The sequence below is a fragment of the Dokdonella fugitiva genome, assembly GCF_004342425.1.
Lineage (GTDB): Bacteria > Pseudomonadota > Gammaproteobacteria > Xanthomonadales > Rhodanobacteraceae > Dokdonella_A > Dokdonella_A fugitiva.
In genome coordinates this window covers 193,507-207,567 of sequence record NZ_SLWQ01000008.1, presented here as the reverse complement: position 1 = coordinate 207,567, position 14,061 = coordinate 193,507, and the positions used below count along the sequence as shown (strand labels likewise).

Annotated in this window: 9 protein-coding genes; 3 read left to right on the top strand and 6 right to left on the bottom strand. The window is 68.5% G+C overall.

Features of this window, described 5'->3' with window-relative positions:
- Window positions 1-132: 132 nt before the first annotated feature.
- The gene (locus EV148_RS14720) at window positions 133-2,055 is read right to left on the bottom strand and encodes a M2 family metallopeptidase (RefSeq protein ID WP_158287487.1); all 1,923 of its coding nucleotides are present in this window, start codon (window positions 2,053-2,055) and stop codon (window positions 133-135) included.
- A 151-nt stretch (window positions 2,056-2,206) separates the two neighbouring features.
- Here EV148_RS14720 and EV148_RS14715 point away from each other — a divergent pair, with 151 nt between their 5' ends.
- From EV148_RS14715 to EV148_RS14705, 3 genes are all read left to right on the top strand, one after another.
- Window positions 2,207-4,372, top strand: coding sequence for a winged helix-turn-helix domain-containing protein (locus tag EV148_RS14715; protein WP_158287486.1), 2,166 nt, complete (start codon window positions 2,207-2,209; stop codon window positions 4,370-4,372).
- Window positions 4,373-4,598: 226 nt separating this feature from the next.
- A complete protein-coding gene (locus EV148_RS14710; RefSeq protein ID WP_131999572.1) occupies window positions 4,599-5,465 on the top strand; it encodes a helix-turn-helix domain-containing protein in 867 nt (288 codons plus the stop codon).
- Window positions 5,466-5,654: 189 nt separating this feature from the next.
- A complete protein-coding gene (locus EV148_RS14705; protein WP_131999570.1) occupies window positions 5,655-8,639 on the top strand; it encodes a TonB-dependent receptor plug domain-containing protein in 2,985 nt (994 codons plus the stop codon).
- Window positions 8,640-9,009: 370 nt separating this feature from the next.
- Here EV148_RS14705 and otsA read toward each other — a convergent pair whose 3' ends face one another.
- From otsA to minE, 5 genes are all read right to left on the bottom strand, one after another.
- Entirely contained in the window at window positions 9,010-10,371 is a 1,362-nt protein-coding gene (gene otsA, locus EV148_RS14700) for an alpha,alpha-trehalose-phosphate synthase (UDP-forming) (protein ID WP_131999568.1), read from the bottom strand.
- The gene (locus EV148_RS14695) at window positions 10,368-12,164 is read right to left on the bottom strand and encodes a glycoside hydrolase family 15 protein (RefSeq protein ID WP_131999566.1); all 1,797 of its coding nucleotides are present in this window, start codon (window positions 12,162-12,164) and stop codon (window positions 10,368-10,370) included. Before EV148_RS14695 ends, otsA begins: the two co-directional genes overlap by 4 nt.
- Window positions 12,161-12,949 carry a trehalose-phosphatase gene (gene otsB / locus EV148_RS14690; protein WP_131999564.1) on the bottom strand — a complete coding sequence of 263 codons (789 nt, stop codon included), beginning with the start codon at window positions 12,947-12,949 and terminating at the stop codon, window positions 12,161-12,163. The genes EV148_RS14695 and otsB overlap by 4 nt, the downstream gene beginning before the upstream one ends.
- Before the next feature lie 306 nt (window positions 12,950-13,255).
- Entirely contained in the window at window positions 13,256-13,756 is a 501-nt protein-coding gene (locus EV148_RS14685; protein WP_131999622.1) for a hypothetical protein, read from the bottom strand.
- A gap of 14 nt (window positions 13,757-13,770) precedes the next feature.
- Window positions 13,771-14,058, bottom strand: coding sequence for a cell division topological specificity factor MinE (gene minE, locus EV148_RS14680; RefSeq protein ID WP_131999562.1), 288 nt, complete (start codon window positions 14,056-14,058; stop codon window positions 13,771-13,773).
- Between the last annotated feature and the right edge of the window lie 3 nt (window positions 14,059-14,061).

The window sequence follows — 14,061 nt, the reverse complement described above, 5'->3', positions numbered from 1 at the left end:
TTTGTGATTCGCGATTCGTGATTCGGTCTCGGTACGGAGCTGGACGCTACGGGCATTTCGCTTTCGACAATCCCCAATCCCAATCAATCCGAATCCCGAATCACCAATCCCGAATCCCCAATCCCCGCCGTCTCACTGCCAGCCGCAGCTCTTGCCCTTGTTCTGCTCCTGCAGCCACGCGTACAGCGGTGCGAAGTAGTCGATGATCGCGCTCGCGTCCATCTCCTCCTTGCCCGTGAGTTCCTTCAGCGTCTGCTGCCACGGCTGCTGCGCGCCCTGCGAAAGCATCTTCCAGTACTTCGCGCCCGCTTCCTTGTTGCCGTAGATGGAGCATTGCGACAGCGGGCCCTTGTAGCCGGACGCGTCGCACAGCGAACGGTAGAACTGGAACTGCAGGATGTCGGCGAGGAAGTAGCGCATGTACGGCACGTTCGTCGGCACGTGGTTCTTCGCGCCCGGATCGAAGTCGCCGGGTGCAGCCGCGACCGGCGAAGACAGGCCCTGGTACTTGCGACGCAGCTGCCACCAGCCTTCGTTGTACTTGTCGGCCGCGATCGAACCGTCGAACACGCCCCAGCGCCACTTGTCGATGAGCAGGCCGAACGGCAGGAACGCGACCTTCTCGAGCGCGAGCTTCATCTGCGCGTTGAGCACCGCCTTGTCGTCGCTGCCGGCCTTGCCGGCGAGGCCGATCTGCGCGAGGTAGGCCGGCGTGATGTTGAGCCGGATGGTGTCGCCGATCGCCTCGTGGAAGCCGTCGTTGGCACCGCCCTGGAAGATCGGCGGCAGGTCCTTGTACGCCACGTAGTAATAGATGTGGCCCATCTCGTGGTAGATCGTGTACTGGTCTTCCTCGGTCGGCTTGATGCACATCTTGATGCGCATGTCGCTGCTGCCGAGGTCCATCGGCCAGGCGCTCGCATGGCAGAGCGCATCGCGGTCGCGCGGGCGCAGCAGCATCGACTTCTCGTAGAACGACGCCGGCAGCGACGGGAAGCCGATCGAGGTGTAGAAGTCCTCCGAGCGACGCACCATCGACACGGCGCTCTTCATGTCCGCGTCGTGCTCGAGCGCGGCGAGGTCGAGCGGCGTCGGCTTGCCCTTGAACGCCTTGCGCAGCGCTTCGAGCTGCGCCTTGCGCTGCGCCTCGAGATGTTCGTTGACGTCGAGGTCGCCGACGCCCGGGTACGGTTGCAGCAGGGGGTAGAGGTTGGACCAGTCCTGCGCCCACATGTTGCCGGTGATGTGCGCCGGGATCGTGCCGTCCTTCGGCATGCGATCGCCGTACTTCTCGGCGAGCCTGTTGCGCGCATAGCACTGCAGCTGGCCGTACAGGGGTTGCACCTGGCCCCACAGGCGGTCGGTCTCCTGCGCGAACGCGGCTGGCGGCATGTCGTAGCCCGCGCGCCACATCGTGCCGACATTGTCGTAGCCGAGGTCGCGCGCGCCTTCGTTGAGGAGTTCGGCGAAGCGCTGGTAATCCTTGAGCATGCCGCGCCCGACGCGATGCCAGCCGCTCCATGCGTCGAGCGCATGGTCCCAGTCGCGATCGGTCGCGAGCACTTCGGACAACTGGTCGAGGTTGCGACAGCTCGCCGGGTCCTTCTCGTCCTTGCAGTACTTGCCGGAGCCGTAGGCCGCGGTCAGTTTCGAGGCGAGGTTGGTCGCCTCGGTCAGGTGCGCCGGGTCCTTCGGCGCCGGCATCGCGGTCTGCAGCTTGAGCAGGTCGAGTGCACGGCGGTCCTTCGGGTCGATGCCCGCGACGTGGTCGAAGCGGCGCGACTCGTCGATCTTCCCTGAAAGCCACTTCAGCATCGTCTCGTTCGCGCGCGCGGTGAGCATTTCCGTGTCGCCGGTGATGTAGGTCTCGGCGACCCACTCGGCGGCATTGGCGACGAGATACTGCGCCTTGTACTCGGCGTTCATCGCCTCGACGAACGCATGCGCGTCGGCGGCGGTGGGGACGGGCGGCGATTTCGGCTTCTCCGCGGCCGGCAGGCCAGGCGACAGCAGTGCGAGGGAAAGGCCAACGAGCGATGCCGGCAGGGTGCGCATCGGGATACTCCGGGCGGACGGGATGCGTCGCAGGCTAGTGGCAGGCCCGGGCCCGCGCAAGCTGCGCCGCGGCGGCGATTTGTATTCGCGCGCGAATGTAAATACGATGCTGGTCGTACATCGGCGGGCATGGCCGGCGGAGTCCGATCGCATGAATGCGCTGTCGCAAGTCCGGCTCGAGGCCGGGCGTTTCCTCGAGGTGGGTGCGCACATCCTCGATACGGACACGCTGCGGCTCGTCACGTCGCCGGAGGTCAAGCTGCCGCCGAAGGCGGTGGCCGTGCTCGTGCGGCTCGCCTATGCGGGCGGCCGGACGCTCGGCCGCGACGAACTGCTCGACGACGTCTGGCGCGGCACCTGCCCGACGCCCGACGTGCTGACCCAGGCGATCAAGGACCTGCGGCGCGCGCTCGGCGACGACCCACAGGCGCCGCAGTACATCGAAACGGTGCCGCGGCTCGGGTATCGACTGGTGGCAGCCGCGCGATTCCTCGATGCATGGCCTCTGCCATCCGCACCGGCGGCTGCCGTGGCGCCGCCGCCGGCGGACCCCGCCGCGCGCACGCGCTTCGACGCGACGGCGATGCTGCTTTGTACCGTCGCCCTCGTCCTCGCCGTCGCCGCACTCGTGCGCACGTTCGTGCCACCCCCGCTGCCGAAGGTGCTGCGCTGGCAGGTCGACGAGCAACGCAGCCTGACGTCCGAGCCGGGGCCGGAGAGCTTCCCGCGCATCTCGCCCGACGGCAGCCGGATCGCCTATTCGATCGGCGACCCGGCGACGCATTCGACGCGCATCGTGCAGAAGGCGCTCGACGCGTCCGGCGCCGTGCGCCTCAGCGCGAGCGAAGACGGCAACGAGTACTACCCGGTGTGGTCGCCCGACGGCCGCGCGGTCGCGTTCATGCGCTTCTCGGGCGAACACTGCCGGCTCGTCGTGGTGCCGCCGCTGGGCGGTTCCGAACGCGTCGTCGACGACGAATGCTACGCGGGTCTCGTCAATCCGTTTGCCTGGACCCCGGACGGCAAGGGCCTGGTCAGTACGGCACCGTCGCAGGACGGCGTCGACGACATGAGCATCGTCTCATGGCCGATCGACGGCGGCCACGGACAGCGGCTCGAATACTCGCACGCGCTCAACGACACCGACCTCGACGCGCGCTATTCGCCCGACGGTCGCTGGATCGCCTTCCGCCGCGGAGCCAACCCCAACAGCGACCTGTTCCTCGTCTCCGCGGCAGGCGGCGAAGTGCGCCAGCTGACGCGCCTGGCCACGCGCATCCGCGGCTACGACTGGGTGCGCGACGGCAGCGCGCTCGTGTTCTCGTCCGGGCAGGGGGGCCAGCAGGCGCTGTACGTCGTCGATATCGCGGACGGCCGCATCGATGCGCTCGGCGTGCAGCCGGCGGAGTTTCCCAGCGCCGCACGCGCGACGGACACGGTCGTCTACGAGATCCCGCGCGTGCGCCAGCAGCTCTCGCGGATCGACGTCGATGCGCCCGCCAGTGCGGTCGACCTCGTGCCGTCGACGGGCAGCGACGGTGCACCCGCCGCGTCGCCGGTCAACGACGACGTGGTCTTCGTATCCGATCGCAGCGGCTCGCAGGAGCTCTGGATCCTGCCGCGCGGCGCGCGCGAGGCCCATGCACTCACCGCGTTGCCCGAGCCGACCCTGCTGCATCCGACCTGGCGAGCCGACGGCACGCGCGTGCTGGTCACCGCGCGTGGCCCGTTCGGCGGGCGGCTGATCGAAGTCGAGGTCGCGTCGCGCATCGTGCACGCGCTGACCGACGTCGCCGACGAGGACGTGCGCAGCGGGACCTACGGCCGCGGCGAGGGGACGTTCGTCGCGGTCGTCAACGCACGTGAACGACGCAGCGAGCTCATCGAGTTCGACTCGGTCGGCGGGCGCGAGGCGAACCGGCGCGTACTCGCCCAGGATGTCGGCCGCGCGGATTTCGACCCGGACAGCGGGGTGATCCACTTCACCCGGATCACCGCGCCGGGGCTGTTCCGCCTCGACCCTGCCAGCGGCGAGGAAACCGAGGTCACGCGCGAGCTGTCGCCGTCGCACCTCGACGGCTGGCGCGTGCACGGCGGCGAGCTCTACTACATCGCGCTGAAGGCGGCCGGTCCCAGCGAGCTCATGGCGCGTCCGCTCGCGGGCGGCGAGCCCCGGACCGTGCTCTCGCTGCCGACCCAGATCGCCGATCTCGCGTTCAGTGTTGGCCATGACGGGCGCAGCATCTATGTCGCGCGGGTCGTTGCCGAAGACACCGACGTCGGCGCGGTACGCCTGCGCCGCGACGCCATCGACTAGCCGATCCCCACCCCCGCCACGAGCACATGCGCCCAGGCGTTGCGGTCGCGCGACGAAGCGTGAGCGGGCCGCGCCTGCCGTCGCATGCACCGTCCAGGACGCAGCGGATTCACCACGAATTCGTCGCTGCACGGCCACGCTTCGGCGAAAAGTCGGCGACGCTTCCTGACTCTGCCGCGTATTGACGCTACTACGGGCCACACGGGCCCTCACGACAGGTGGCGCAATGCGGATCGAGTACGAACGACTGGCGAACGGTGGCAGGCTGGATCTGGGTGGTGGCGATGGCGCGGGCGCGTCGTCGCTGCTGCGCGTGGTGGTCGGCGCCGGGCGAGGCTGCGTGATGCAGGGTACGGCGCCGGCGGCGATGGTGCTCGTGCCCCTGCGCGGACGCCTGCAGCTCGCCGAAGGCGACAACCTGCACACCTTGCTGCCCGGCGAGCTGCTCGTCGTCGAACAGGGCCAACGCGTGCAGGCGATAGGACGCGGCGCGGCGCTGTGGGTGGCGCTCGGCTGCGGCAGCGGCGCATGGCGTCGTTGCGCCGGTGCGGACATGCCGTCCGACCCGGTGTTGCTGCCGGCGTTGCACCCGGCCAGCCGCGCACTGCGCTCGACCGTGATCGAACTCGCGCGCGTCGCGTCGCACGGCAACGCGGCGACGCTCGCGCTGGCCAACTTCGTCGCAGCGATGACCGAATTGCAGGCCGGGTTCGAGCCGTTCATCGAACGCTGCCCGGGGCGCACCGCGTCGCAGCGACGCAGCGTGTTCCTGCGCCTGCAGCGCGTACGCAACGTGATGGCGGCCAACTGCCACCTCGATCTCGACATCGCCGGTTTCGCGCGCATGGCGAGCTATTCGCCGTGCCATTTCATCCGCACTTTCAGCAGCGTCTTCGGCGAGACGCCGCATGCGGTACTCGTCGAGCAGCGCCTGCGCCGCGCGCACCGCCTCATCAACGCGAGTGCCCTGGCGATCACCGAAGTCGCGCGCGTGAGCGGGTTCGAAGACCGCTGCGCATTCGCGCGTTCGTTCAAGCGTCGCTTCGGCATCACCGCGAGCGGCCTGCGCGAACAGGGCCGCGCCGCCGCGTGACGACGGTTGCGCGCCGGGCGCGCGACGGACGGCGCGAGCGTGTCCGGCGGTTGCGGATTCGTTGCTCAATTTCTGCAACCTAACCTGAAAAGACAGGCCAAGGCTCCGTCTTCACGTTTTCCTAATGTTCGCGAAGGCCGACGGTTTCTCCGGCGGCGCGGGGACACTACGAGAACAGAGGAGAACACCATGCGACACATGCAGCTTCGACAGGCGATCCGGCGCGCGCTCGTCGTGATGCCGGGATACGCGCGACCGTTCGGCGTAGCATCGCTTGCCGCGGCGGCCGGCCTCGGTGCGATGGCGACGGCGCACGCGCAGAGCGCCGACGACAGCCAGAAGCTCGAGACGATCACGGTGACGGGTTCGAACATCCGTCGCGTCGATATCGAAACGTCCAACCCGGTCGTCACCATCGATCGCGCCGCGATCGAGAAGACCGGCAAGCTGACCCTGGGCGACCTCGTCCAGCAGCTCCCGGCCGTCACTGGCCCGAACACCAACCCGCAGGTCAACAACTCCGGCGGCACCGGCTTCTCGAGTATCGGCCTGCGCGGCCTCGGCTCGCCGCGTACCCTCGTGCTGATCAACGGCCACCGTTACCTGTCCGGCGATCCGAACGCGATCCCGGCGAACATGATCGAGCGCATCGAAGTGCTGACCGACGGCGCGTCGTCGGTGTACGGCTCCGACGCGATCGCGGGCGTCGTCAACTTCATCCTGCGCAGCGACTACCAGGGTGCGGAGTTCTCGGCCGACTATGGCATCTCCGACCGTGACGACGGCGCCTCGAAGGGCTACTCCTTCACGTTCGGCCAGAGCTCCGACAAGGGCTCGATCATGGCCGGCGTCAACTACAAGAAGATCGATGGCGTGTTGTCCGGACACCGCGAGTTCTCGAAGAACGCGGTGTCGCGCCTCGGCTCGACGAGCAGCCCGATCGGCACGTTTGTCGGCGGCTCGTCCTCGTCGCCGTTCGGCCACGTGCAGATCCCCGCGGGCATGGCCGACCTGTTCCCGGGCTGCAGCTCGGGCTTCCTCGCGCGCAATCCCGGCGCGAGCGGCCTCAACGTAGCGACCGACTACCACTGCTATCGCAACAACGCGGGTCCGGACGGTCCGAGCGACAAGTACAACTACGCGACGGTCAACCTCGTGATGACGCCGCAGGAACGCTCGGGCCTGTTCCTCAACGGCAACTACAAGCTGACCGACAGCATCGACGCGTACCTGTCGGTGATGCACAACAAGACCTCGGCATCGTTCCAGCTCGCACCGGCGGTGTACGGCACGCCGTACGGCACCGTGATCTCGGCCGACAGCTACTACAACCCGTTCGGCGTCGACTTCGCGCCGGGTGCGAACTCGTTCACCGCGCGCCTGTCTTCGCTCGGCAACCGCCGCGCGTCCAACGGCACCGCCAACGACCAGCTGTCGACCGGCTTCAAGGGTTCGTTCTCGATCTGGAACGACCAGCAGTGGAACTGGGAACTCGGCTTCGACTACGGCCACGTGCATCTGAGCACGACGACGTACGGTCTGCCGAACATGACCGTGCTCAACCAGGCGACGGGTCCGTCGTTCCTCGGCGACGACGGCGTCGTGCATTGCGGCACCGGCCCCGACGACATCATCGATGGCTGCACGCCGTTCAATCCGTTCAACCTCGACGATCCGAACAGCATCGCCGTGCTGCGCGCCGCGGCTTCGCCGGGCGTGAACAACTTCATGACCAAGGAAACGGTCAAGCGCCTCGATCTCAACGGCGGCCTGTTCGACCTGCCGGCCGGCGCGATGCAACTCGCGGTCGGCTACAACTACCGCACCGAGTACACGCACTCGAACGTCGACACCGGCCTCATCGTCGACTTCAACGGCAACTGCACGCTCGGCAGCCAATGCGGCTCGGCACTGCAGGGCGGCTACAACGTGAAGGAAGCCTACGCCGAGCTGTTCGTGCCGATCGTCAAGGACCTGCCGTTCCTGCACGCGCTGAACCTGACCGTCGGTGACCGCTGGTCGAAGTACTCGACTTTCGGCAGCACGAACAACACGAAGATCGCGCTCGAGTACCGCCCGATCGAAGACCTGCTGTTGCGCGGCACGATGTCCAAGGTGTTCCGCGCACCGACCGTCGCCAACATCTTCGGCGGCGCCGGCAGCGATGCGCCGAAGATCTCGCGCGATCCGTGCGACGGTTACACCGGTGGTGGCAACCCGGCCTGCGTCAACGTGCCGACCGACGGCAGCTTCCGCAACCAGAACGTCGCGCAGGCCCTGCAGCTCAATGCGATCCTGTCGGGCGCGGCGTATGCCGGTTTCCCGATCGGCCCTGAGAAGGGCAAGTCGTTCGACTTCGGCATCGTCTACGACCCGCATTGGCTCGAAGGCCTGTCGGTCAGCGCCGACCTCTGGCGCCTGTACCTCAACGACAACATCACGACCGTGCGCGCGCAGAGCGTGATCGACCTCTGCGCTGCAGGCCAGACCGCCTACTGCCCGCTCATCCGTCGCTATGCGAGCGGCCCGAACCAGGGCCAGATCCAGACCCTCATCGAGCCGACCGGCAACCTCGGTCGCGTGGACGTGGGTGGCGTCGACTTCGCGCTGAACTACCGCCTGCCGGAGTTCTCGTTCGGGCGCTTCAACGTCGGCGTCAACGCGACCTACCTGAAGAACTACGACCTGCAGACGGCGCCTGGCCTCGAGGGCGGCTCGACGTACCACTACGCCGGCCACTTCATGAACTACGGTTCTGCGCAGGCGGGCGCGTGCCCGGGTGCTGGCGGTGGCGTCTGCCTGTTCCCGCGCTGGCGTGCGCAGAGCTCGGTCGGCTGGCAGATGGGTCCGTTCGACGCGTCGTGGGCGATGCGTTACATCCATCGCTTCCGCATGGGTTCGGCCTCGCCGTCGCAGGACACGCATCCGTACGGCACGGGCAATCCGTCGCTGGATGGCCTGTACACCGATTACGGCTCGACCGTCTACCACGACATCCAGTTCGGCTACAACCTCGAGTCGCTCAACACGCGCTTCGACATCGGCGTGAACAACGTCGGCGACAAGCAGCCGCCGTTCCTGTACGCGAACAACACCTTGAACGCGAACACGGACCCGAGCGACTTCGACCTGCTGGGCCGCTACTACTGGGGCCGCATCACCGTGAAGTTCTGAGCTGACGCTTCCTGAGGGCGTCCTGGCCGCGCGGTTCGCCGCGCGGCCTTTTTTCTTGGTTTGCGCGCCACGGTGCAAGGGCTTCCTTCGCACGACGCGGCAAATGCCGACATTCCGGCGGAAGCCGTGGGCTGTGCTCGGCGCGAACGGAATCCTGCCGTGCGCCGGCCGGCGAAGCTCCCACAGACACCGAGCGCTTTTGACTTGCGAACCGGCTTGTCGTGGGTTCTGCTTGGGCCGCGCCGCTCTCGACGGGCGTTCGTAGAACCCGGTGGGCTCGCGGTCGCGCGTCCTGCATGCGCGGGGCGTTCCCGCCGCTGTTGTCCCACTCCCGCGGGACGAGAGCCGCGGACGCCCGGCGAAGAATCCTTCAGCCCGCGAGCCGCTCGAGGAATGCCTGCCGCCACGCCGCGATGTCGTTGCGCGACACGCGCTCGAACATCGCCGCCCAGCGTTCGCGCCGTTCGGCGAGCGGCATCGACAGCGCGTGTTCGAGGCTCTCGACGATGTCTTCCGGATCGAGTGGATTGATGATGATCGCTTCGGCGAGCTCGTCGGCCGCGCCGGCGAAGCTGGACAGCACGAGCACGCCCGGGTCTTCGGGCGGTTGCGATGCGACGTATTCCTTCGCGACGAGGTTCATTCCATCGCGCAGAGGCGTGACGAGGCCGATGTCGGCGACGCGGTAGAAGCCGGCGAGCGTGCCCTGGGTGAAGCTGCGGTTGACGTAGCGGATCGGCACCCAATCGGGTTCCGCGTAGCGGCCGTTGGTCGCGCCGGCGAGGCGTTCGAGGCGCGAACGCAGGTCGCGGTATTCCTGCACCTGTTCGCGCGACGGCGGCGCGATCTGCAGGAACGACACGCGCGCGCGCCACGCGGCGTGGCGGGCGAGGAAGCGTCCGAATGCCTCGAAGCGTTGCGGCAGGCCCTTCGAATAGTCGAGGCGGTCGACGCCGATCACGAGCTTGCGGCCCTCGAGGCTGCGCACGAGCCGCGCCGTCGCCGGGCTGCCGGCCGCCTTGCGTGCCTGCTCGGCGACCTTCACCGCGTCGATGCCGATCGGGAACGCGGCGATCTCGAAGCGCCGGCCGTCGGGCAGCTCGACGTTGCCGTCGGCGCCCGTCGACGCGTCGCGCTCGCGGAAATAGGCGAGCAGCGCATCGCGGTCGCGCCAGGTCTGCAGTCCTACGAGGTCGTACGCGGCGAGCTTGGGGAACAACTGTTCGTGATGCGGCAGCACCGCGAGCAGCGCCGGCGGCGGCACCGGGACGTGCAGGAAGAAGCCGATGCGCGCGCCGACGCCGAGCGCGCGCAGTTCCGCACCGAGCGGAATGAGGTGGTAGTCATGGATCCAGACCACGTCGTCGTCGCGCAGCAGCGGCGCGAGTTGGCGCGCGAAGGCCGCGTTGACGCGCTGGTAGCCGGCGAAATCGCCGCGATGGTAGTCGAGCAGCGACGGACGGAAATGCAGCAGCGGCCACAGCGTGCGATTGGCGAAGCCGAGGTAGTACTCGTCGTGGTCGCTGCGCGTGAGGTCGACGAGGGCGTAATCGATGCGTCCGGCGCGCTCCATGCGCGGCGTGGCGTCCGCCTCGTCGACGATGCGACCGCTCCAGCCGAACCAGAGGCCGCCGCACTGCTCGAGCGCCGCCTGCATCGCCGAAGCGAGCCCGCCCGCGCGCGCCTCGCGCGGTTGGGCGACGCGGTTGGAGACGACGACGAGCCGGTTCACAGCAGGCTCTCCCAGCTGCGCGACAGGCGCGAGGCCGCGTTGATGAGACCGACCAGCGAATAGGTCTGCGGGAAGTTGCCCCACAACTCGCCGGTTTCCGGGTGCACGTCTTCGGACAGCAGGCCGAGCGGGTTGCGTCGCGCGAGCAACTGCTCGAACAACGCGCGCGCCTCGTCGGCGCGGCCGATCGCGGCGAGCGCCTCGACGTACCAGAAACTGCAGATGGTGAAGCTCGTCTCCGGCATGCCGAAATCGTCGGCGGTCGCGTAGCGGTAGACGTAGTCGCCGCGGCGCAGTTCACGCCCGATCGCCTCGACCGTGGCCACGTATCGCGCATCCCGCGCATCGACGAAATGCAGGTCGGCGAGCAGCAGCAGGCTCGCGTCGAGACGCTCGCTGTCGAACGCATCGACGAACCAGCCGTGGCGCGGGTGCACCGCGCGCGCGAGCACGAGTTCGCGCACGCGCTGCGCGCGCTCGGCCCAGAACGCGGCGCGGCCGCCTACGCCGAGGTGGGTGGCGATGCGCGCGAGCCGGTCGCACGCCGCCCACGACATCACGGCGGAATAGGTGTGCACGTGCGAGCGGCCACGGAACTCCCACAGTCCCGCGTCGGGCTGGTCGTGCACGCGCCAGGCGGCCTCGCCGGCGGCCTCGAGGCGCGTGAACGCGCCGGCATCGCCGGGCGACTCGAGGCGGCGATCGAAGAACAACTGCACCGCGGCGAGCACGACGCTGCCGGGCACGTCGTTCTGCAACTGCCGCCAGGCGTCGTTGCCGATGCGCACCGGGCCCATGCCGCGGTAGCCGGCGAGATGGTCGGCCTCGCGTTCGAGCAGCTCGCGTTCGAAATGGATGCCGTAGACGGGACCGAGGTCGCCATCCGCGCCGGCGGCGAGGTTGTAGAGGTAGCGCAGGTACTCTTCCATGCTGCGCGTCGCGCCGAGGCGGTTGAGCGCGCGCACGACGAACGCGGCATCGCGCAGCCAGCAGTAGCGGTAGTCCCAGTTGCGCACGGTGTGCGGCGCTTCGGGTATCGATGTCGTCATCGCGGCGACGATCGCGCCCGTGCCTTCGTACTGGCAGAGTTTCAGGGTGATCGCCGCGCGGATCACCGCCTCCTGCCACTCCGCCGGGATCGACAGGTAGCGCACCCACTCGCGCCAGTAGTCGAGCGTCGCCTCGTAGGCCGAACGCGCGAGCTTGGCCGGTGATTCGGTCAGCGTCTCGTCGGGGCCGAGCAGCAGGTGGATTTCGCGGTCGAGCAGGAATGGCAGCTCGTCGCGCAGCATCGGCAGCGGCGCATCCGTGGTCGCGCGCAGCACGGTGCCGTCGTCGAGGAGGAAGCGGATGTGGTTGGAACCGGAGGTGCGTTCCGGCGCGCGCGCGCCGTACCCGGTCAGTGGCCGCAATCGCAGGGTGATGCGTGGCGTGCCGGCGAGCGGACGCACCGTGCGCACGATCGCCATCGGATGGAACACTCGCCCGTACTGCTTGTAGCGCGGTGCGAAGTCGGTGATCTCGATCGCGCTGCCGTCCTCGGCGTCGAGGCGCGTGACGAGGATCGCCGAATTGTCGACGTAGCGCTGGTTGGAGCGGCGTTCGCCTTCGAGCGCGACGTCGAACCAGCCGGCATCGCCGGTGCGCGGCGACAGCAGCGAGCAGAACGCGGGGTCGCCGTCGAATGCGGGCAGGCAGCACCAGACGATGCGGCCGCGCGCGTCGACGAGCGCGCCGAGCGTGCCGTTGCCGATCACGCCGAGGTCGAGGCTCGCCGCCTTGCCGTCGCTCATGCGCTCGCCTCCGGTGAATGGGCCGCGAGCGCGGCAAGCCAGCGGTGCACGGCCGCGGGGTCGGCGAGCGCGTAGCGCGCGCGCGTCGGTCGTCGCGCACCGACGATGATGCCGTAACCGCCGGCGCGCTCCGCCGCGTCGAATGCGTGTTCGTCGGTGAGGTCGTCACCGATCATCCAGGGCGTGCGTCCTGCGAAGGGCGGGTGCTGCATGAGCCCGCGCAATGCATCGCCCTTGTCGGCGCCGGCGCCGCGCAGCTCGACGACGCAATCGCCGTGCTGCAGCCGGTATCCGCTGCCGCCTGCGCGCACGAGCCGTTGCGCCGTTTCTTCGACGACCGCCTCCATCGAAGGTGCGGCGCGCCAGTGCAGCGCGATCGCGTCGGGCTTGTGTTCGATGACGACGCCGGGCACTTCGGCGAGCAGCGCGGCGGCGTACGCGCGCAATGCGCTCATGCCGTGCGAGTCGCGCACCGCACGCACGACCGTGCCGCCACCACGGCGCAGCTCGGCACCGTGCGAACCGGCGGCGGCGAGTTGCGGCAGTCCGAGCAATTCGTCGATGCGTTGCAGTGAACGGCCGCTCAGCACGGCCAGTGCGCCGCCGAGCGAATGCTCGACGCGTTCGAGCAGCGCAGGCAAGGCGGCATCGACGACGACGCCATCGGGACGTGGCGCGAATTCGAGCAGCGTTCCGTCGACGTCGAGGAACAGCGCGATCGCGGAAGGCACCGCGGGTAGCGGTGGCACGGGCAGGGCGGTGGTGGTTTCCGTCGCGAGAATCATCGTCCCGGTGGCCCCGTCGCATCGGGGCAGGCGTCTCTCCGTGGCAAGAGGCCGAGTCTGGTGCGTGCCAGATGTATCGAAGCTGACGCGCGACGCGGTGCGGCGCGCGAATCCGATCAGGATCGACCAAGAGGAGGCCGGGGTCAAGACTCAAGATCGGAGACTGAAACACGAAGCACACGAAGGAAAGCAGTCTGGAAGGCTGAAGCTCGAAACAACGAGCACGCAGAATGCAGAAGCGGAAGCGGGACGCTTTTCTTCCGTGTGCTCCGTGTTTCAGGCTTTCGGCGATTCCGCCCGGATCGGTCAGTCCGCGGGCGGCAGGAGTCCGCGGGCGGCGAGCCATTCGCGGGCGTCGTCGGCGTCGTGTTCGAACCAGGCGCGCGTGCTGCCGAGGCGGAAGCTGTAGCCCCATGCGTCCATGTCCGCCATGAGCCGCTCGCGGCCGACGCCTGCGAGAGTGTCGGCGAGGAGGATCTGCAGGTAGCAGGTCGCGTCTTCCTCGGCCTGGGAATCGGAGGCATCGGTATGGATCGACGCGCGCCGTTCGGCGGGTGCGACCATCAGATGGCAGGCCTCGTGCAACAGCGAATGCACCGGCGTATCCACGCGCGCGTAGACCTCGTGCGCGATCACCCCTGCTTCGCTGTCGCCCCAGTAGCTGCCAGGGATGGGCTCGCCCGCGGCGACTTCGACCAGGACCAGGCCATGGCGCGCAAGCAACGCGCGCGGTGCGGCGAAGCCGATGTCGGCGAGCGTGAGCACGGAGGTGGCGCTGCCGTGCGGCGCGGCACCCTCGGCGGGCATCGCTCCGGCTGCGGTCACGTCTCGCCGGTGGCCGGCGCCGGCGGCGCGACGTGCTTCTCCGGCAGCGCGACCGTCAGCTCGAGCACTTCGCCTTCGCCTTCGTGGGTGACGTGGATGTCGATCGCGTCCGGATCGACGTTGACGTACTTGCGGATCACCTCGAGCAGTTCGCGGCGCAGCATCGGCAGGTAGTCGGGGCGGCCGTTCGCCGCGCGCTCCTGCATGACGATGATGCGCAGCCGTTCGGCGGCGACCGATGCGGTGTTCTTCGGGCGCGAGCGGAATAAGTCGAACAGTCCCATGGC

Bases quoted from the DNA above. Each gene is read 5' to 3' on its own strand.
- EV148_RS14685 (WP_131999622.1), bottom strand. From the start codon at position 13,756: ATGCCCGCCGAGGGTGCCGCGCCGCACGGCAGCGCCACCTCCGTGCTC.
- EV148_RS14705 (WP_131999570.1), top strand. From the start codon at position 5,655: ATGCGACACATGCAGCTTCGACAGGCGATCCGGCGCGCGCTCGTCGTG.
- EV148_RS14720 (WP_158287487.1), bottom strand. From the start codon at position 2,055: ATGCGCACCCTGCCGGCATCGCTCGTTGGCCTTTCCCTCGCACTGCTG.
- EV148_RS14695 (WP_131999566.1), bottom strand. From the start codon at position 12,164: ATGAGCGACGGCAAGGCGGCGAGCCTCGACCTCGGCGTGATCGGCAAC.
- minE (WP_131999562.1), bottom strand. From the start codon at position 14,058: ATGGGACTGTTCGACTTATTCCGCTCGCGCCCGAAGAACACCGCATCG.
- EV148_RS14710 (WP_131999572.1), top strand. From the start codon at position 4,599: ATGCGGATCGAGTACGAACGACTGGCGAACGGTGGCAGGCTGGATCTG.
- EV148_RS14715 (WP_158287486.1), top strand. From the start codon at position 2,207: ATGAATGCGCTGTCGCAAGTCCGGCTCGAGGCCGGGCGTTTCCTCGAG.
- otsB (WP_131999564.1), bottom strand. From the start codon at position 12,949: ATGATTCTCGCGACGGAAACCACCACCGCCCTGCCCGTGCCACCGCTA.